Origin of the sequence: Bradyrhizobium sp. (assembly GCF_035652035.1) — a bacterium.
In the GTDB taxonomy this organism is placed as follows: Bacteria; Pseudomonadota; Alphaproteobacteria; order Rhizobiales; family Xanthobacteraceae; genus Bradyrhizobium.
Window position 1 is genome coordinate 29565 of record NZ_DASREO010000015.1, and the last position, 19343, is coordinate 48907.

The 19343-nt window shown below is 60.4% G+C and carries 13 protein-coding genes and 2 pseudogenes; 12 read left to right on the plus strand and 3 right to left on the minus strand.

Going from position 1 to position 19343, the window contains the following annotated elements; all coding sequences use genetic code 11:
- Window positions 1–2: 2 nt before the first annotated feature.
- On the plus strand, window positions 3–1565 hold the full coding sequence (locus tag VFB05_RS05085) for an amidase family protein (protein ID WP_325009501.1): 1563 nt from the start codon (window positions 3–5) through the stop codon (window positions 1563–1565).
- 28 nt (window positions 1566–1593) lie between these two features.
- Here the strand turns inward: VFB05_RS05085 and VFB05_RS32105 are convergent.
- Together VFB05_RS32105 and VFB05_RS05090 are read right to left on the minus strand one after the other, a co-directional pair.
- A pseudogene (locus tag VFB05_RS32105) lies at window positions 1594–1764 on the minus strand (hypothetical protein); the annotation flags it as partial.
- Between the two features lie 1052 nt (window positions 1765–2816).
- A complete protein-coding gene (locus VFB05_RS05090) occupies window positions 2817–3797 on the minus strand; it encodes a LysR family transcriptional regulator (RefSeq protein WP_325009503.1) in 981 nt (326 codons plus the stop codon).
- A gap of 299 nt (window positions 3798–4096) precedes the next feature.
- On the opposite strand from VFB05_RS05090, the gene VFB05_RS05095 reads away from it, so the two are divergent.
- The 11 genes and pseudogenes from VFB05_RS05095 to VFB05_RS05145 all read left to right on the plus strand — a co-directional run bounded on the left by VFB05_RS05095 (window position 4097) and on the right by VFB05_RS05145 (window position 18266).
- A complete protein-coding gene (locus VFB05_RS05095; protein WP_325009505.1) occupies window positions 4097–5743 on the plus strand; it encodes a thiamine pyrophosphate-dependent enzyme in 1647 nt (548 codons plus the stop codon).
- A gap of 13 nt (window positions 5744–5756) precedes the next feature.
- Window positions 5757–7265, plus strand: coding sequence for an aldehyde dehydrogenase family protein (locus VFB05_RS05100; protein ID WP_325009507.1), 1509 nt, complete (start codon window positions 5757–5759; stop codon window positions 7263–7265).
- Between the two features lie 56 nt (window positions 7266–7321).
- Window positions 7322–8857, plus strand: coding sequence for a 5-carboxymethyl-2-hydroxymuconate semialdehyde dehydrogenase (gene hpaE / locus VFB05_RS05105; protein WP_325009509.1), 1536 nt, complete (start codon window positions 7322–7324; stop codon window positions 8855–8857).
- An 11-nt stretch (window positions 8858–8868) separates the two neighbouring features.
- Window positions 8869–9849: a 3,4-dihydroxyphenylacetate 2,3-dioxygenase gene (gene hpaD, locus VFB05_RS05110; RefSeq protein ID WP_325009511.1), complete on the plus strand. Its 981-nt coding sequence runs from the start codon at window positions 8869–8871 to the stop codon at window positions 9847–9849.
- 143 nt (window positions 9850–9992) lie between these two features.
- Window positions 9993–11141 carry an ABC transporter substrate-binding protein gene (locus tag VFB05_RS05115; RefSeq protein WP_325009514.1) on the plus strand — a complete coding sequence of 383 codons (1149 nt, stop codon included), beginning with the start codon at window positions 9993–9995 and terminating at the stop codon, window positions 11139–11141.
- 55 nt (window positions 11142–11196) lie between these two features.
- The gene (locus VFB05_RS05120; RefSeq protein WP_325009516.1) at window positions 11197–12237 is read left to right on the plus strand and encodes a branched-chain amino acid ABC transporter permease; all 1041 of its coding nucleotides are present in this window, start codon (window positions 11197–11199) and stop codon (window positions 12235–12237) included.
- Between the two features lie 5 nt (window positions 12238–12242).
- Window positions 12243–14009, plus strand: coding sequence for a branched-chain amino acid ABC transporter ATP-binding protein/permease (locus tag VFB05_RS05125; protein WP_325009519.1), 1767 nt, complete (start codon window positions 12243–12245; stop codon window positions 14007–14009).
- Window positions 14006–14761 (plus strand): ABC transporter ATP-binding protein, encoded by a 756-nt coding sequence (locus VFB05_RS05130; protein ID WP_325009521.1) that lies wholly within the window; start codon window positions 14006–14008, stop codon window positions 14759–14761. Before VFB05_RS05125 ends, VFB05_RS05130 begins: the two co-directional genes overlap by 4 nt.
- A 55-nt stretch (window positions 14762–14816) precedes the next feature.
- Window positions 14817–16286 (plus strand): FAD-binding oxidoreductase, encoded by a 1470-nt coding sequence (locus VFB05_RS05135; protein ID WP_325009523.1) that lies wholly within the window; start codon window positions 14817–14819, stop codon window positions 16284–16286.
- An 85-nt stretch (window positions 16287–16371) separates the two neighbouring features.
- A complete protein-coding gene (locus tag VFB05_RS05140; protein WP_325009525.1) occupies window positions 16372–17355 on the plus strand; it encodes an MBL fold metallo-hydrolase in 984 nt (327 codons plus the stop codon).
- 49 nt (window positions 17356–17404) lie between these two features.
- Window positions 17405–18266, plus strand: a pseudogene (locus tag VFB05_RS05145) (fumarylacetoacetate hydrolase family protein).
- A 67-nt stretch (window positions 18267–18333) separates the two neighbouring features.
- Here the strand turns inward: VFB05_RS05145 and hpaD (VFB05_RS05150) are convergent.
- Window positions 18334–19179 (minus strand): 3,4-dihydroxyphenylacetate 2,3-dioxygenase, encoded by an 846-nt coding sequence (hpaD, locus tag VFB05_RS05150; RefSeq protein WP_325009527.1) that lies wholly within the window; start codon window positions 19177–19179, stop codon window positions 18334–18336.
- Window positions 19180–19343 lie beyond the last annotated feature (164 nt).

The following is a 19343-nucleotide window of genomic DNA, read 5'->3' on the forward strand; positions in this document are numbered from 1 at the left end:
CCATGACAGCAATGAACGGTCGACCCAACCCATCTGCCGTTGCACGCCTCGAGACCGCTCTGGCACGGGTCCGGCTGCCGGAAGCGGAGAACGTCTTCACGGCTGTCTTCGCGGACAGCGCGCGGTGGGAGGCCGAAGCGGCAGATCGCCGCGCCGCCGCGGGCAGTTCTCGCGGCCCGCTCGATGGCCGCATCGTCTCAGTGAAGGCCTTGTTCGACGTCGCCGGTACGGTCACGAGCTCCGGATCTGCAGTCCTGCGCCGCCTGCCGCCGGCCGTTGAAGATGCCGAGGTCGTCAAACGGTTGCGTGCCGCTGGCGCCATCATCATCGGCAAGACGCAGATGACCGAGTTTGCCTTTTCTGCGCTCGGGACCAACCCGCATGACGGCACACCCGGCAATCCACGCGACCGCCAGCGCGTTCCAGGCGGCTCGTCTTCTGGGGCGGTGGTCTCTGTGATTGGTGGCCTGGCCGACCTTGCCATCGGCAGCGATACCGGCGGCTCCATCCGAATCCCGGCTGCGCTGTCGGGTGCGGTAGGCTTCAAGCCAACCAGCGGTTTCGTGCCGACCTCCGGCACGTTCTCGTTGTCATCGAGCCTCGATACGATCGGTCCGATCGCCTTGAACGTTGCCGACTGCGTCGTGGCCGATCAGGTGCTTTCGGGAGAGGGCGAGCCGTCGCGCCTGCGCAGTGCTTCTGCCGGCACGTTCCGGCTGATCGTCGCCCGTGGGCGCCTGTTCGATTGCTGCGAGCCCGAGGTGGTCAATGCGTTCGCGAGTGCCTTGGAGCGGCTTCGGTCGGCCGGTTTACAGATCGAGGACGGCTCGATCGAAGCTGCTCTCGATCGTGTCGCGGCGATCGACCGGATCGGCACGTTTCCCTCCATCGAGGTCGGCGCGACGCTACGTGATCTTGGCGTGTCGAGCCTGGACGGGGTTGATCCGAAAACCCAAGTCCGCATCGAAGCCGGTGCGAGGATCCTGGGCATCGACTATGTGCGCATGGTGCGGCTCCGGCAAGCCGCGATCCGTTCTTTCGAACAGTCGTTCGGAAACAATGCGGTGTTCATTCTTCCCACGACGCCGATCTGCGCACCGCTAATGTCGTCGGTCGAAGAGGACGGTGCATTCCATCGGGCCAACGGTCTGGTGCTGCGCAATCCTCGTATCGCCAATATCCTCGATTGTCCGTCGATCTCGCTGCCGGTACCAGTCGATAGTTTGCCCGTCGGTCTGATGCTGATCGGCCGCTGGAACGCCGACCGGCAATTGCTCGAGATTGCATCCTGTGTGGAAACGATGCTGCGAGGCTACCGGCATGCCGTTCAGCCTTGCCGCGGGAAGGGGCAATGTCTGCGGACGCTTGGGAACTCCCTGCCGACGCTGCAGATGAAGTGTGGCTTGCCGGGGTTAACGGCCACCATGTCGGCGGTCCCTAGTGTATCGATCCCCATTTTTCAGAATAACGATGGTCTGCTCTCGAGATGGTGGAAGCCTCGACGGCCGCATCTAAAGGGGCGCGCGCCGAAAGCAAACATGCGCGGACGCTTGTCTTGGGTATGAGCAACGCAATTGTCTCCTCGTGGGCCACGGCCTCGTGGATCCCCGGCCCATCATCCAGTATTCCGATCATGTTGAACAATTGTCCGCCCTCGCCATAGCGCAACACATGACGTCGTCCGCTTTCCGTCGTCATGCTGATCTCGATGCTGCCGTTGACGATGACACATAGCGCCGTGATCTGACCTCCCCGGCGGCTGATCGACTCTCCTTCGCGATCGCGCGCGCTGCTCGGGTCGTCAACTCACGCGTGTCGCCGATAGATACTCTGATCGAAGACGCCCGCCTTCCTCCCTGCCGGAGATCGCCCTGGACGGTGAAGGTTCTTTTCCTCTTCCCAACGACGACGAAAAACCCCTTCAACTCGGTGTCGCGGGCTAGATACCAGCCGTCCTTCGGGGTGGGTAACTGAGCGACGCTCTTATCGCTCAGGGGAATGCGGATGTCGTTCATTGGGGGAGGGACCAGTCAACTAAAACGGTTTTCAAACGGTGTTGGCGAACCGGGGTGTTTGGATGTTTGGGTTCGACGTACTGCGAAGCTATGCGACGAAACCCGTAAAACAAAGGACTTCTGAAGGTTCGTCGTAGCGTAGAGCAGATTTAGAAATCTCAGCGAAGCGCTGGTTTTGAACTCTTAATCAGCGGGTCCCAGGTTCGAGCCCTGGTGCGCCCACCAAAGAAATCCTTTGGTTTCCAATGGCTTCGCCAGATGCCTCTTGAGGATAAAAGCGAGTTTCGTGCGACGTCTTCTATAATAGGACGTCGCACGGCAAGCTTACCGCGACCTTCCTCTTTGTTTCTGCATCTTCTCCTTGCTTATGTATCTTCACGCCATTCGTTACAGAGCGCGGATCGGATGGTACAGGGCAATTACTTGCTCGTCGTAGAATAGGATACTGCGGCGAGCAAAGCGGACATTCTGTCATGCTCGTCGCCGCAGGGTACCGCGTGTCGTAGGACTAGAAGCGGATCGTTTGTGGCAGGCGAGTCCCTCCTCCGGTGCCACGTATGACCCACCACTATGGTGGGCTTCTGGAAAGAGCCTCCGCCGACGGTGCGGCCAGCTTTCCCTTCCATCGACATTGAGCCTCCCCAGCGACCTTTCCGGTGAACAACAATGACGCTGCGCGTGCACAGGTCACCTGAAATCGGCGACCAACGGGCCGCGGTCAAATGTGGATGGAAGCGGTAGCCAAAACCCACTCGGGTCCGTTCGCGGTTCGAGCTGCGCTCTGACTTAACGGCCGGGTATTCAACGTCTCTGAGAGAACTCAGTCATTCCCCCTGTGAGCTTGCGCGCCGAACGAAACTTGTCATGTTGTGCTTCCAAATTCCAGGCTCGGATCCATTGAATGACAAACTCGGCGAAGGCTTCGGCCGCCGGCGGAATCGAGCGCCGTGAAGGTCGATAGAGACAAACCTCACGCACGGTCTCCGGCTTTGTGATGCGGCGCATCGTGAGCCCCAGCGGCCGAGCCACGACTCCGACATAGGCCGGAGCAGGCGTGGCGGCGAGCCCCTGCGCCGCTATGCCAAGGGCTGTGGTGATGTTGTCGACGATCTGCGGTGGAGCGATCGGACTTGTATTTGGAGCGGAGCTCCGCATCTGCGCAACGCTGACCTCGTGATCTCGGCTCGCGGCGACGAGAGGGACGTTGCGAAGGTCGTCCCAGCTCAGCACCTTCCTGGCCGCCAACGGGTGTTCTGACGCAAACCATAGCACCCAGGGGCTGCGAAAGATCGCCTCCCGGATGACGGCTGGATCGGGGGGGCGGTCGGGCCCTACCGCCAGGTCGACGTCTCCCGCGGCGACCCGATCCACGGTTAGATCGACGGGTACGTCTCGAATATGAATGGCAATATTCGGACGCTCTCGCCTGAATTCGCGCACGGCCGCCGGCAATACGGCGCTCGCCAGGATCAATGGGGCGCCAATCCGGACCACGCCTGCAGCGCGATTGCGAACGTCTGCTGCGGCAGTTTCGGCGAGCTGTACGTGCCGAAGTACAGTCTGGGCAATGCCCAGGAATTCGCGGCCGGCGCTCGATAGTGCAACGCGTCTCGTGCTGCGGTCGAACACGCGAAACCCCGTAATGGCCTCGAGCTCACTTACGAGTTGGCTGACGGCCGACGAAGTCAGGCCCAGTCGGTCGCCAGCGGCCGAGAAACTGAGAGTATCAGCGACAGCAACGAACGCTTCGAACTGCCGGATCGTGGTGCGGGTGAGAGACATACCCCATTATTAAGCATTCCTGATCAATTGAAAAGAATCCATCGTTTGTCCTGGAGTGCTCTCCCGCGCAAGACTTGCCGTGCTGATCCACGACATCGGTCGTGGCGGCTCTCAGTCACAATGATGAAGAGCGGAGCTCACCGGATGTGAAGCTGCGCCGTGGCATCCGGAGGGAACTGTGCTCAATCCTCGGACGGCGCCTATGCCGCCCTCGCTCTTTGGCCGATCATCGGCGGGATGCCTTTGGCCGCCCTTCTGGCCCACTGCTCAAGCATTCCGTACACGGACGAGCATCGGAAATGATTGAGCACGAAACGACCGGCGAGAAGATCGCTCGTTCTCTGATCGCGCACGGGGTGGATACGGTTTTCGGTATCCCCGGCGCGCACATGTATGACTTCAACGACGCTCTCTTTGGCCGCCGTGCCGAGCTGCGCTTCATCCATACCAGGCACGAGCAAGGCGCTGGTTATATGGCCTACGGCTACGCCAAATCGACCGGAAAGCCTGGGGTCTACTCGGTCGTGCCCGGCCCCGGAGTGCTTAACTCCGGCGCCGCGCTTTGCACCGCCTACGGCGCAAATGCTCCCGTTCTCTGCGTCACCGGCAACATCATGTCGCACTTGATCGGGCAGGGGCGCGGCCAGCTCCACGAGTTGCCCGATCAGCTTGCGACATTGCGGAGTTTTATCAAGGGCGCAGAGCGCATCACCCATCCAAGCGGCGTCTCCGACACCATGGCGAATCTGTTTACGCGCATGCTGTCGGGGCGCCCCGGACCGGTTGCTGTCGAGGCGCCATGGGACGTTTTCGGAGCGAAAGGTCCTGTCGGCGCACTCGCAGTCGGCGTTCCCAATCTTCCTCCGGCCATCGATCCTGATGCAATCGCCGGGGCCGCGGCACTAATTGCAAAGGCCAGGAATCCGATCATCATGGTCGGCGGCGGCGCGGCGGATGCAGGCCCCGAAGTCGCCGAACTGGCCTCGCGTCTTCAGGCACCCGTCACGGCGCACCGCTCGGGCAAGGGGATCCTGCCTGATGACGATCCTCTGGCGTTCAATTCTGTCGCAGCCTTCGAGCACTGGAAGCGGGTCGACCTCCTGATCGGCATCGGCAGTCGCCTTGAGCTGCAATACATGCGCTGGCGGTGGCTTCCGCCGGGGCTCAGGGTCATCCGCATCGACATCGACCCGACCGAGATGGTCCGTCTGAAGCCAGATGTTGCGATTGTGGCTGATGCAGCGGCAGGGACCAGGGCTTTGACTGCCGCGATCAGCGGAGCATCATCGGCGTCGCGCCACGGCGAATTCCTCGAGATCAAGGCCAAGGCGCAGAGCGCCTTCTCGGAGGTGCAGCCTCAGATGGGCTATCTCGAGGCTATTCGCGCCGTGCTGCCTCGCGACGGCTTTTTCGTCGAGGAAGTGAGCCAGATGGGCTTTACCGCGCGATTTGGTTTTCCCGTCTACGGACCTCGGCAGTACGTTACTTGTGGATACCAGGACAATCTTGGCTTCGGTTATGACACAGCGCTCGGTGTCAAGGTCGCGCATCCGGACAAACCCGTGGTTTCCGTCTCCGGGGACGGCGGGTTTCTGTTCGGACTCCAGGAGATGGCTACCGCGGTCCATCACCGCATCAACGTCATTGCCATCGTCTTCAACAATTCATCATACGGCAATGTTCTGCGGGATCAGCGGCAGTCCTATCAGGGCCGTTTCATCGGGTCTGACTTGACCAATCCGGATTTCGTCAAGCTCGCCGCATCCTTCGGCATGCCTGCTTATCGTGCCGCATCCCCGGAAGCCCTGAAGCGCGCGCTCGGAAAAGCTCTCGATATTGACCCGCCTGCGCTCATCGAAGTGCCAATCGAAAAAGGCTCCGAAATGAGCCCCTGGCCATTCATTCACCCGGCCGAGCCCAGCGCAGCCGATCGTCGCCGGACATGACCAAGGAGTGAGCATGACAATCCAAACCCGCATTGCAGCTCTGCCCGTAAGCGAGGCCACCAGGGCCTTCCTTTCGAGGAAGCATAGCCTCCTGATCGGCGCGCAGGACGTCGGAACGCGGAGTGGCTCAGAAATTCCAGTGCATGATCCGGCGTCCGGCGCAGTCATTGCGGCGGTGCCGGCCGGAAGCAAAGTGGAGATCGATGCGGCGGTGGCCGCAGCCCGCGCGGCCCTCGAAGGCTCGTGGTCAAAGCATCGTCCCGCCGATCGCGAACGACTGCTGCTCAAGCTGGCGGATGCTGTCGAGGCCGACGGTCAACTGCTTGCAGAAGTGGAAACGGCCAACAACGGCCAATCGATCGGCATTGCGCAGGCGCTCGAGGTGGGGGCCTCCGCCGAACACCTGCGCTACATGGCGGGGTGGGCGACCAAGATCTACGGTCAAACGCTCGACGTTTCGATTCCAATTCCGCCCGGCACCCGCTATCGCGCGATGACGCGGAAGGAGCCCGTCGGCGTCGTCGGCGCCATCGTTCCGTGGAACTTCCCGCTCCTGATGGCCGTCTGGAAGATTGCGCCGGCGCTGGCTGCCGGGTGCACTGTCGTCCTGAAACCGGCAGAGGAGACGCCGCTGACGGCGCTGAGGCTTGGGCAGCTGATCCGGGAGGTCGGTTTTCCCGAAGGCGTCGTCAATGTCGTGACTGGCTATGGTCACGAGGCCGGTGCGGCGTTGTGCTCCCACCCAGGCGTTGACAAGGTCGCCTTCACCGGCTCGACCGAGGTCGGGAAACTCATCGGACATGCCGCGATCGACAATATGACGCGCTTCTCGCTTGAGCTCGGCGGGAAATCGCCGATGGTGATGTTCGATGACATGAATCCCGAGCTGTTCGGGCTCGCCGCCAATCTCGGCGTCTATTTCAATCAAGGTCAGGTTTGCACGTGCGGTTCGCGCGTCTACATCCAGAAATCGATTTTCGACAAGGTGGTTGAGAGCTTTGTCGGCGTCGCCAACGGCTTGAAGATCGGCTCTGGTTTCGATCCCGCCAACCAGATCAATCCGCTTGTTTCGGCCAAGCAGCAGTCGCGTGTTCTTTCTCTGATTGAAAGAGGCACGACCGAGGGCGCCACGATTGCAGCAGGTGGAACTTCAGCGGGTGATGCAGGCTACTTCGTCAAGCCGACCGTTATTGTCGGCGCCAGGAAGACAAACACGCTGGTGCGCGAGGAAATTTTCGGGCCGGTGGTTACTCTGCTTCCATTCACCGATATGGCCGACGCCATCGCTCAGGCGAACGACACGGAGTACGGGCTCTCTGCCTCGGTGTGGTCGCGCGATATCGATCGCTGCTTCACGTTTGCGGATGCCGTGAAGGCGGGCACGGTGTGGGTCAACACGCACAATGTGGTCGACCCGAATATGCCGTTCGGTGGCTACAAGCAATCAGGTCTCGGTCGCGAACACGGAGCCGTTGCGGTCGAGAACTACCTCGAAACCAAGGCGATCTGCATGGCGCTCTAGCTGCCACCGAAGCGAATCGGCCCAGTCAAGACGCGTCGTCCACCGGGAGAAGAATGATGAACGAGCCCAAGACGCTTGCGGCCAACCAGAAGAGGGCGGAAGCGTTCCTCGACAGGTTCGCGCGAGCCACCGTGCCGCATTTCATCAATGGCGAACGCACATTGTCAGTCTCCAGAGAGACCTTCGACACGCTTGACCCGACCACGAACACGAAACAATGCACGGTTGCATCCGGTCACGCAGCGGATGTCGCCAAGGCTGCACAGGCAGCGGCCGATGCTTTCCGGATCTGGCGGGATATCTCGGGCACGAAGCGCCGGGCGATCCTCCATGCCATTGCCGATGCCATCGAGGCTCGTTCCGACGAGATCGCTTTGGTCGAATCATCGGATACGGGACAGCCGATCCGTTATATGGCGAAGGCGGCGCTGCGAGGCGCTGAAAATTTCCGCTTTTATGCGGACCGCGCCCCTGGCGCTGCCGACGGGTTGTCGCTGCCGGACGACGACCATCTCAATTACACCATGCGTCAGCCGATCGGGCCGGTGGGGGTTATCACGCCCTGGAACACCCCGTTCATGCTGTCGACCTGGAAGATCGCGCCGGCGCTCGCCGCGGGATGCACTGTCGTTCACAAGCCGGCCGAGTGGAGTCCGCTCTCGGCGGTAATCCTTACCGAGATCATGGACACGGTCATTCGCGCGAATGGCGGTCCGGCTGGCGTCGTAAATCTCGTTCACGGACTAGGAGAGAGCGCGGGGAAGGCACTTACCGAGCACGACGCCATCAAGGCTGTTGCCTTCGTCGGCGAAACCACAACGGGCTCGCACATCATGCGGCAAGGCGCTGCGACATTGAAGCGCGTCCATTTCGAGCTGGGCGGAAAGAACCCAGTCATCGTATTCGATGATGCCGATCTGAAGCGTGCGCTCGATGCGGTGCTCTTCATGATCTACTCGCTGAACGGGGAGCGTTGCACGTCCTCGTCGCGGGCGCTTGTGCAGAAGTCGATTTACACGGAATTCGCTGCGAAGGCCGCGGATCGTGTCGCTGCAATCAAGGTTGGGCATCCCCTTGATCCGGCGACCGAGATCGGCCCGCTCATTCATCCGCGACATGCCGAGAAGGTCCTGAGCTATCCGCAGTTGGCGCGAGATGCTGGAGCTACCATCGCCGTCGGCGGCGGTCGTGCTTGCGGGGGAGCGGGCAACTATGTGGAGCCAACCCTGTTCACGAATGCGGCCAACGACATGCGGATCGCGCAGGAGGAGATATTTGGGCCGGTCCTCACCATGATCCCGTTTGCAGACGAGGCTGAGGCAACCAAGATCGCCAACGATGTGCGCTACGGGCTCACCGGCTACATCTGGACACGCGACGTGGGCCGGGCGCATCGGGTCGCCCGCGATCTCGAGGCCGGAATGATCTGGGTCAATTCGGAGAACGTGCGCCATCTGCCGACGCCGTTTGGCGGCGTGAAGCAGTCGGGCATCGGCCGCGATGGTGGAGACTATTCCTTCGACTTCTACATGGAGACGAAGAACATCGCGATTGCCTACGACAGTCACAAAATTCCACGCGTTGGGGCGTGAGAGGAAGAACAATGGCGATTCCTGCGAGTGTCTTGTATCCGCCTTTCAACATCGTTCGGCTAAGCCATATCGTGCTGACGGTGACCGATCTGGGAGCTGCGCGCGCCTTCTACGCCGATACGCTCGGTCTCCAGGTCACAGCTGAGGACAACAGCCGTATCTACCTGCGCGCCCTCGAGGAGCGCGGTCACCATTGCATCATTCTTGAAAAGGGATCTGCCGGCGTTGCCAACGAGCTCGGCTTCAAGGTGTATGATGAAGATCATCTAGATCGCGCAAAAGCGTTCTTCGAGGGGATGGGGTTACCGACAGAATGGGTCGATGTGCCCTATCAGGGTCGAACTTTCCGAACGCGGGATCCGCTCGGCATTCCGCTCGAATTCTATGCGCAGATGGATCGGCTACCGCCGATTCATCAGAAGTACTCACTCTACAAGGGCGTGAGGCCACTGCGAATCGATCACTTCAATTGCTTCTCGCCGGATGTACGGGCTTCAGTTGGGTTCTACAACTCGATCGGTTTTCGGGTGACCGAATATACCGATACCGAGGATGGGTCCGAGCTCTGGGCGGCCTGGATGCACCGCAAAGGCGGGGTTCACGACATTGCTTTCACAAATGGCCTCGGACCAAGACTCCATCACGTCGCGTTTTGGGTGCCGACGCCGCTGAATATCATCGACTTGCTCGATGTGATGTCGACGACCGGCTACGTCGGAAATATCGAGCGGGGTCCGGGCCGGCACGGTATCTCGAACGCCTTCTTTCTTTACATCCGCGATCGCGACGGCCATCGGACCGAGATCTATTGCTCGGACTATCAGACCGTTGATCCGGATCTCGAGCCGATCCGGTGGGACTTGAAGGATCCGCAGCGGCAGACCTTGTGGGGTGCTCCCGCGCCGCGCTCCTGGTTCGAAGAGGGCAGCATCTTTCGCGACGTCAATCCCGCGGCGTCGAAGCTCAAAGCGACCCCGATTGTAGCCCCCTGAAACCTCAAGGCTCTGCACATGAAACTCAGGGATCAATCGGGCGTCGGACGTGAGGGTTCGCGCTACGGCATCGAGGACTTCACCGAGATCAAATACGTCTGCCTGGGCGGCCTCTGAGCAACTCGGCATTTGAGGAGAAACTAATGAAACGGATTGTTTTTGCGGCCGCGGCAGTCTTCGCGCTCCTGCCGCTCAGCGCCAGGGCGGGAGATGAAGGCAAGGAGGTCGTGATCGGCATCACGCTGTCGACCACGGGACCGGCGGCGGCACTTGGCATTCCTGAGCGCAACGCATTGGACTTCGTTCCCAAGGAGATCGGCGGCGTCAAGTTGAAGGTCATGGCCCTGGACGACGGCGGTGATCCTACCAACGCGACAAACAACGCCCGGCGTTTCGTAACGGAGGCCAACGCCGACATCATTATGGGCTCCTCGGTGACGCCGCCGACGATTGCAGTATCGACGGTAGCGAACGAAGCCGGCGTTCCGCATTTTGGCTTTGCGCCGATGCCATTTACTGCGGCAAGACTGAAATGGTCCGTCGACTTGCCTCAGCCGATCCCCGTTGTCGGGAGGGTGCTCTATGATCACATGAAGAAGAACGGTGTCAAAACCGTAGGGTTCATCGGCTATTCCGATTCCTACGGCGATCTCTGGATGAACGATCTGAAGGCCCAAGCGCCAGCGATGGGAATTCAGATCGTTGCGGACGAACGTTACGCCCGGGCCGATACCTCCGTCACGGGACAGGTTCTGAAACTGGTGGCCGCCAATCCCGACGCGATCCTGGTCGGTGCATCCGGCACTGCAGCTGCGCTACCGCAGGTCGAGCTCCGCGAGCGCGGCTACAAGGGGCCAATCTACCAGTCTCATGGGGCTGCCAGCATGGACTTTATCCGAATTGCGGGAAAGGCGGCCGAAGGGGTCTTCATGGCCGCGGGTCCCGTCATGGTACCGGAGGGCCAGGATGACGAGGCTCTAACCAAAAAGCCTGGCCTCGCCCTCGACACCGCTTATGAGACGAAATACGGCCCAAACAGCCGGAGTCAGTTTGCCGCGCATTCCTACGACGCGTTCGAGATCCTCAAGCGCGTTCTTCCCGTTGCCTTGAAGCAAGCGAGCCCCGGAACGCCGGAATTTCGTGAAGCGATCCGCAAGGCGCTGCTGAGTGAAAGGGAGATTGCAGCAAGTCAGGGCGTCTACAATTTTACCGAACAGGATCGCAACGGCGTCGACGAGCGCTCCCGCATTCTGCTGACGGTGAAGCACGGCAAGTACCAGGTCGTAAATTGATACTGCGGATGTCATTCGGTGACCGCAAAGCTCGCAACGCTCGGAGAGCAAGATCGTGAACACGACAATCCTGCTGCTTCTGGCCCAGGACGGCATCACGAACGGCGCCATCTATGCTCTGCTCGGGTTTGGACTGGTGCTGGTCTTCGCGGTTACGCGTGTGATCCTCATTCCGCAGGGCGAATTCATCACCTTCGGCGCGTTGACCTATGCCGCTCTGTCCTCAGGGAAGCTTCCGGGTACCGCCGAGCTTGCCTGCGCCCTTGGCTTCGTCGCATTCTGCATGGAGATGTTCAGCATCCGCCATCAGTTCACGACGGGACGAATCGTTCGTGCGGCTGCTCTCTATATCCTAGCGTCGGCTCTCGCTCTTGTACTCGCGCAGTTTGCAGGCGGGGATACGAGCAGCGCGACAATCAATATAGCGCTGTCCTTGATGATCGTCAGCCCGATCGGCCTTTATCTCTATCGCATTGCATATCAACCGATCGCTCATGCCTCCGTGTTGGTCCTGCTGATTGCCTCGGTCGGTGTACATCTCGCGTTGCAGGGTTTGGCTTTGCTTTTCTTTGGGGCCGAAGGCATGCGGGCGCCTACGATTACAGATGTCGCCGCATCGATCGGCCCGTTGCGCGTAACCGGCCAGACTTTGGCAGTCTACATCATCACCGTATCTCTGATCGTCGCACTCTGGCTGTTCTTCGGCCACACGGTCTACGGGAAGGCGTTACGCGCGACGGCTGTCAATCGCATCGGCGCTCGGCTGGTCGGGATCCGCACCGTCCTGTCCGGTCAGATCGCGTTTATGCTTGCCGCGGGCATTGGTGCGATCTCGGGCATCCTCATCGTACCGATGACGACCATCTACTACGATAGCGGGTTTCTCATAGGGCTGAAGGGATTCATCGCCGCGATCGTCGGCGGCCTCGCCAGCTATCCGCTAACGGCCGCTGCCGCGGTCGCCGTCGGCGTTGTCGAGGCCTTCTCGTCGTTCTATGCAAGCAACTTCAAGGAAGTGATCGTCTTTGCCCTGATCTTGCCGGTGCTTCTGGCGCGCTCCTTGTCAGCGCCAACTATTGAAGAAGAGAAGGACTGACGGCGATGTCGCAGCGCTGGTCGATTGCGCTTTTTGCATTGGTGATGGCACTGTTCCCTGTGCTTCCGGGTGTTCCGCCGTTCTGGATGGTACTGCTGGATAATATTGGACTCGCGGCGTTGGTCGCTCTTGGTCTGGTCCTGCTGACCGGAGTGGGCGGCCTTACGTCGTTCGGTCAAGCGGCCTTCTGCGGCTTCGGCGCCTACACAACGGCGGTGCTGACCACGTCCTTCGGCTTGTCTCCCTGGCTGACTCTTCCGGCTTCGTTGCTGGTCACCGGCTTGCTCGCGGTGGTGCTCGGGCTCGTAACCGTTCGCCTCTCTGGCCACTACCTTCCGCTTGGGACCATCGCCTGGGGACTCAGCCTTTACTATCTCTTCAGCAAGCTCGAATTCCTCGGACGAAACGACGGCATCTCCGGCATTCCGCCGATATCGATCGGTTCGCTGAAGATGATGAGTGCCGGCTCGATCTATTATGTGATCTGGAGCGCGGTCTTCATCAGCTCTATCTTGACGCTGAATCTCCTGGACTCTCGGCTCGGGCGAGCGATTCGTGCGTTGCGTCGCGGGCATCTCGCCGCGGAAGCTTTCGGCGTGGAGACTGCACGAGCGAAGCTCCTGGTTTTCATCTATGCCGCAATCCTCGCCGGGCTTTCGGGCTGGCTCTACGCGCATTTTCTGCGAGCGGTGAACCCGACCCCGTTCGGAGCACAAGCGGGTATCGAATATCTGTTCATCGCCGTGGTCGGTGGCGCAGGCCACGTTTGGGGAGCCGTGCTCGGCTCCGGGATAGTCGTGATTCTCCAGGAAATCCTGAAGAGCGAGATGTTTGCCACATTAGGCGAAGGGCAACTCGAAATCGTCGTCTTTGGTGTGCTGCTCGTGATCCTGCTGCAGGTAGCTCCCGGGGGCGTCTGGCCGCGCGTCGCCGCATTCTGGCCGTTCGAACGTCGCTTAGACAAATTGCCTGCGGGAGAGCCCCTGGCCGCGCGTCCTAAGGTCGATATCGCCGGAAAGACGCTGCTTGAGGTGCAAGGTGCACGAAAGCAGTTCGGAGGCGTCGTCGCCGTCAACAATGTCAGCTTCAAAATCTCGCCGCGCCAGATTGTTGCACTGATCGGCCCCAACGGCGCAGGCAAGAGCACCACGTTCAACTTGATCACGGGAGTGCTGGCGGCGACCTCTGGGAAAATTTCTATGCTGGGGCGACCTATTACCGGCTTAGCTCCGCAGGAGATCGTCCGGCGCGGTATCGCCCGCACCTTCCAGCATGTAAAGCTGGTGCCCGACATGACCGTGCTGGAGAATGTCGCGATCGGCACGCATTTGCGCGGTCACGCAGGCGCGATCGCAAGCATGTTGCGGCTTGACCGCCGAGACGAAACGAGACTGCTGGCGGAAGCGGCGCGGCAGATCAGGCGGGTCGGGCTCGAGCCGCAGATGCACCAGCTCGCGGGCAACCTGGCCCTGGGGCAACAGCGCATCGTCGAGATTGCGCGGGCTCTATGTGCAGACCCGATCCTGCTCCTGCTCGACGAGCCGGCCGCCGGCCTGCGTCACAACGAGAAGCAGCAGCTTGCGGCGTTGCTTCGTCAGCTCAAAGACGAGGGAATGTCGATATTGCTGGTCGAGCATGACATGGGTTTCGTCATGAACCTCGCAGAACAGGTCGTGGTTCTCGATTTCGGAACGAAGATCGCTGAAGGCGCGCCGTCCGAGATCAAATCCAACCCTGACGTAGTTCGCGCTTATCTAGGAGTTGCGGCATGACCGAGATGCTGCTGTCGGTGAAGAATGCCTCGGTATCGTACGGCAAGGTAGAGGCCGTTCGGGAGGTTTCGCTCGACGTCGCCCCGGGCGAGATCGTCACAATCGTTGGAGCGAATGGTGCCGGCAAGACCACTCTTCTGAACTCGATCATGGGAATTTTGCCCTTTCGGGGCCAAGTGCGGATCGATGGGTGCGGGTTCGAGCGGCTGGACATCGAGGACCGGGTTGCTGCCGGTCTATTTTTGGTGCCGGAACATCGTGAATTGTTTACCAGCATGACCGTCGCAGACAATCTAGTGCTCGGCGGGTTTCGGACGAATCGGTCCAGCGCCACTGCAGCGCTGGAGCGGGTCTATGCGATGTTTCCTCGCCTTAAGGAGCGGCGCCTTCAGCTCGCCGGGACACTGTCCGGAGGTGAGCAGCAGATGTTGGCGATGGGCCGCGCGCTCATGGGAGAGCCGAAATTCCTGATGCTTGACGAGCCCAGTCTTGGCCTCGCGCCTCGCATCGTTGCTGACATTTTCGCTATCATCGGAGATCTGAGAGCCGCCGGAATTGCTGTGTTGCTCGTCGAGCAGAACGCTCAAGCGGCGCTCCGGATAGCTGACCGCGCCTACGTTATGGAGCTTGGTAGCTTTGTGCTGAGTGGGGCCGCGTCGAAGATTGCAGGGAATCCGCAAGTGATGGCGAGCTATCTCGGATTTGAGAACACAGCCGAGGCGGCGGATTTGTCCGAGTGCAGAGTTCCATGAACCATGAGAGCCAAACAACGTCGGTCGACATCGAGCAGGAAGGGCAGTGGGAGAAATGCTTGAAGCGTTGAAGAGCCCACTGTCCCTGCTGGACGCGACCTGGTCCGTTGCCGCGCCCCGTGTGTCGGTGGAACGAGTGGAGTCTCTGATCATGGAAGCGCGGAGCTTCCTCGGCGACCGGCTGTCGACAAGCATGACGTTGCGCGAGCAGCACGCGCACGGCGAAGGCCCCGCCTTGCCTCATTTGCCGGATGCAGTCGCCTTCGTCGAGACGGTGAACGAGATTAGGCAAATTCTTGCGCTCTGTCACCGAGAGGGGGTGCCAATCGTTCCATTCGGCGCAGGCTCGAGTCTCGAGGGGCAGGTGAATGCCGTCTGCGGAGGAGTGAGCGTTGATCTCACGCGGCTGAACTCGATCATCGAAGTCAATCGGGAGGACATGGATTGTTTGGTCGAGCCGGGCGTCACGCGCGAGCAGCTCAACAGCTTCATCCGCGACGCAGGCCTATTCTTTCCGGTCGATCCCGGTGCAGAGTGCACGATTGGCGGAATGTGTGCGACTCGCGCAAGCGGTACGAACGCGGTGCGGTATGGGACCATTCGGGAAAATGTGCTTGGGCTGGAAGTCGTTCTGGCCGATGGCCGGCTCATTTCGACCGGCGGTCGCGTGCGTAAGGCCGCCAACGGATACGATCTGACCCACCTCTTCGTCGGTTCGGAGGGAACGCTGGGAATCATCACAAAGATCCGTTTGCGCCTTCACGGCATACCCGAGGCAACCAGCGCTGCCGTGGCCCAATTCCCAACTCTGGCCGCGGCGGTGGAGACAGTCTTCATGACGATGCAACTCGGTATTCCGATTGCGCGCGTCGAGCTTCTGGATGACGTGCAAATGGGAGCGAGCATCGCTTATTCCAGGCTCGAGGGCTACGAGGCGGTCCCGACCCTGTTCTTTGAATTCAACGGCAGTAGTTCCAGCGTGAAAGAGCAGGCCGAACTCGTGGAGACCCTGGCGAATGACGCTGGAGCAGTTCGCTTCGTGTGGTCCAGCGGGACGGAGGCACGCAATCGGCTGTGGACAGCCCGCCACCGGGCGTATCCGGCCGCCGTCGCGCTGCGTCCGGGGGCGAAAGGCATTGCCACCGACGTCTGCGTCCCGATCTCGCGGCTTGCCGAAGCTGTTCTCGGAGCGAGAGAGGATATTGCAGCGTCCGGATTGATAGCACCAATCGCCGGCCACGTTGGAGACGGCAATTTTCACTGCTGCATCCTGGTCGATCCGGACGATCCCGTTGAAGTCGAGCGCGCGCTCACGCTGGATCACAAGATCGTGGCGCGCGGTCTTGCCCTGGGCGGGACGTGCTCCGGCGAGCACGGGGTCGGTCTGGGAAAGCGCGGTTTTCTGGAGCAGGAGCACGGAGCTCAGGCTTTGGAGGTGATGCGATCGCTCAAGATGGCGCTTGATCCGAAAGGAATTCTCAATCCAGGCAAGCTTTTCCCAGGGCCGCCGTTAGCATCCGCGTGATTCGCTCACCTGTTAGCATCGAAAGGAACATGCCATGAATTGCCAGTCTTGCCTTGCCCCACGAACGTTGGCGACTTTCCAGTCCTTGTGGAGGAAAGCCGGATCAAGTCGGTATCTTGGTCTTCTCGCAGGCGCGATTATAACCCTGACATCGTCTCTTGGCACGGCAGCCCTTGCGCAGCCGTTCGAGGGGTGTCCGTCGAAGGAAATCCTGGCGCAGTTCGAGGAGTTTGGCCGCACCAAGAAGATGCCGCCCGAGCTAGGTGCCTGGCTGAACAATCCCAAGGCTCAGTACATCGAGCCGTGGAAGGCTTTTGATAACGTCTACTATGTCGGCGTTTGCTGGGTTTCGTCCTGGGCGATACGCACCAGTGATGGCGTGGTGTTGATCGACACGTTGCATGAGCCTCATGTAGACCAGCTCATCGCCAATTTGCGCAAGGTCGGCGTCGACCTTGCCGACATAAAATACGTGCTGATGACGCATGGGCACTTCGATCATGTCGGCGGGGCCGCCAAACTCAAGCCTCTGCTGCCGAATGCGAAGTTCGTGATGACCAAGATCGGCTGGAGCGAGGCGATCGCGGGAGCGAAGCAGTCCGAAGGAACGCCGCATCCGTGGTCAATGATCGATCAGGATGTCGTCGTCAGGGACGGCGACGTCATCCGTTTAGGCGACAACACGTTTGGCGTATTGGAGACCCCTGGTCATACCCAGGGCACGGCGTCGTACACCTACGACGTGAAGGATGGCACAAAAGCTTATCGCGCCATCACGGTCGGCGGACTCGGGCTCAATGCGATCGAAAATTCGAAACAGGTCGAAGGGTACATTGCAAGCCTCGACAAGATTAAGAAGCTGGTCGAGCAACCCGTCAATCCCGTAATGGTGCATCTCACGACGCATCCGTTCTCGAACGGATTGACCGAGCTCCGCGAGAAAGTCATTTCGCGGGCACCAAACGAGCTGAACCCTCTTGTCGACCCACAGGGTTTGCTCGATCAGCTGGCGCATCTGCGCAAGGGAGCGGAAGAGCGGCTGGAGATCGAACGCAAGGCGGGACGCTAGTCATGTGTCGTCTGGTGCGCCGATCAATCATTGCCGAGGAGGCGTCATCGTGCGGTTGCTGAGCTACTTGCAACACGGCGAAGAACGGTATGGCTCCGCATCGAGCGACGGAGTGATCGATCTGACTTCGCGGATGGGCGGCGAATTTCCAAATTTGAAGACGCTGATAGCGGCGGACGCGCTCTCGGTCGCGCAACAAGCGGTGGCTGGCCGGGTCCCGGATTACCGGTTCGACCAGTTGACGCTTCTGCCGCCAATCACGAATCCTGAGAAGCTCTGGTGTATTGGCGTGAACTACAACGATCGTGACGAGGAGTACAAGGACAGCTCTGACCTGCCGAAGTACCCCAGCTTGTTCGTCCGCGCTCCGTCTTCAGTGGTTGGCTCTTGCCAGCCGCTTGAAAAGCCGCGCGTGTCCGATGAGTTCGACTACGAGGGCGAGCTCGTGATCGTGATAGGCAAGGCCGGTCGTCACATTCCGCGTGAGCAGGCTTGGTCGCATATCTTTGGAATGACGCTGTGCAATGAGGGCAGTGTGCGGGACTGGCTTCGGCATGGAAAGTTCAACGTAACGCAGGGAAAGAATTTCGATCGATCGGGAAGCATCGGACCATGGGTCGTGACGGCTGACGAATGCGATCCACGTGGGCCGCACGATATCATTACTCGCGTTAATGGAGAGGAGAGACAGCACGACTCGACGGAGCGAATGATGTTTCCATTCGATTATCTCATTAGCTATCTCTCCACCTTCGCGACCCTCAAGCCTTGCGATATGATCGCTACGGGCACGCCGACCGGTGCTGGAGCGCGGTTCAATCCGCCGCGTTGGCTGAAGCCGGGCGATGTCGTCGAGGTGGAATCCACTCGCCGGCGTTCTGCGCAATACCGTCGTCGCCGAGGAGCGGTAGGCTTCAAGCGGAACCAGAGTGACACCGAGGCCGGTCTGGCCAGCCTCAGTGTGCTCGTTCGTCCTCTTCAAAGATGATGCTCGGCGATGATCTGGCCGCTGCCCGATGACGGGAAGTATGGGCAGAGCAGCTCGGTCTCGCCCTTATAGGCGTCCCATCCCAACAGGCCAAAGATCATATGCGTGTCGGCCATCAGGGCCTCGCCGTTGCACTTGGTCGAATACTCAGGAAGCATACGGACGAATTCGGCATAGCGGCGCTCCTTCCAGAGGTCGAGCACGCGCAAATCCATCTGGCGGTTGAACTCGCTGCCGACCTGTTCCCATTGATTGTCGCCGACCTGCTCGTTGGCGACGAGCCTGTGCGACAGCGAGCCGGACGCGAGCACCGCGACCTTGCGGTCTGAGTCGGCGATCGCGCGGGCGCAGGCTGCGCCGAACTTGCGGTTCTCTTCGACGCTGGCGAAGATGGGAGCGGCTACCGACAGCACGCGTGCCCAGCCGTCCTCGTTCATGTAGTGCATCGGCACGATCGTCCCGTATTCCAGCGGCAGCGTCTCGACCTTGTGCGCCAGCACCGAGAGGCCGTCCTTGGCGGCCTCCGCCGCGATCGCGTCGCCGAGGGCGGGATCGCCTGGATAATCGTAGTGCATGTTCTGGATCATGTGCGGCGCCTCGTGGCTGGTATAGGTGCCGCGGTGCCGGGCATTAGCGTTCATGTGGCAACCGAAATTGGAGATCCAGTGCGTGTCGAACACCAGGAAGGTGTCGGCGCCACGGTCACGGGCGCGCTTGCCGATTTCGCGCAAGGCCGAAATCGCCTCGGCGCGCTTGCCTTTCAAGGGGCCTTCTCGTTCTGAAATCAGTATCGAGGGAACGTGCGCGATCTTGGCGGCCAGCACGATTTTACCCATGGACATCTCTCCCATTGCTGAATGTTATGATCTTAATGATTATGATCGTCACGATCATTGATTCAGATCAAACAGCCAGTTGAGCGCACGCGCCATGTACGTCTCGAATAGTCGAGGAGGGGGTGTAATGAGGTCCGCAGGCGGGATCGTAGGACGAGAGAATC

Excerpts from the sequence above, each read along its gene's own strand:
- VFB05_RS05085 (WP_325009501.1), top strand. The coding sequence starts at position 3 with ATGACAGCAATGAACGGTCGACCCAACCCATCTGCCGTTGCACGCCTC.
- VFB05_RS05090 (WP_325009503.1), bottom strand. The coding sequence starts at position 3,797 with ATGTCTCTCACCCGCACCACGATCCGGCAGTTCGAAGCGTTCGTTGCT.
- VFB05_RS05095 (WP_325009505.1), top strand. The coding sequence starts at position 4,097 with ATGATTGAGCACGAAACGACCGGCGAGAAGATCGCTCGTTCTCTGATC.
- VFB05_RS05100 (WP_325009507.1), top strand. The coding sequence starts at position 5,757 with ATGACAATCCAAACCCGCATTGCAGCTCTGCCCGTAAGCGAGGCCACC.
- hpaE (WP_325009509.1), top strand. The coding sequence starts at position 7,322 with ATGAACGAGCCCAAGACGCTTGCGGCCAACCAGAAGAGGGCGGAAGCG.
- hpaD (WP_325009511.1), top strand. The coding sequence starts at position 8,869 with ATGGCGATTCCTGCGAGTGTCTTGTATCCGCCTTTCAACATCGTTCGG.
- VFB05_RS05115 (WP_325009514.1), top strand. The coding sequence starts at position 9,993 with ATGAAACGGATTGTTTTTGCGGCCGCGGCAGTCTTCGCGCTCCTGCCG.
- VFB05_RS05125 (WP_325009519.1), top strand. The coding sequence starts at position 12,243 with ATGTCGCAGCGCTGGTCGATTGCGCTTTTTGCATTGGTGATGGCACTG.
- VFB05_RS05130 (WP_325009521.1), top strand. The coding sequence starts at position 14,006 with ATGACCGAGATGCTGCTGTCGGTGAAGAATGCCTCGGTATCGTACGGC.
- VFB05_RS05135 (WP_325009523.1), top strand. The coding sequence starts at position 14,817 with ATGCTTGAAGCGTTGAAGAGCCCACTGTCCCTGCTGGACGCGACCTGG.
- hpaD (WP_325009527.1), bottom strand. The coding sequence starts at position 19,179 with ATGGGTAAAATCGTGCTGGCCGCCAAGATCGCGCACGTTCCCTCGATA.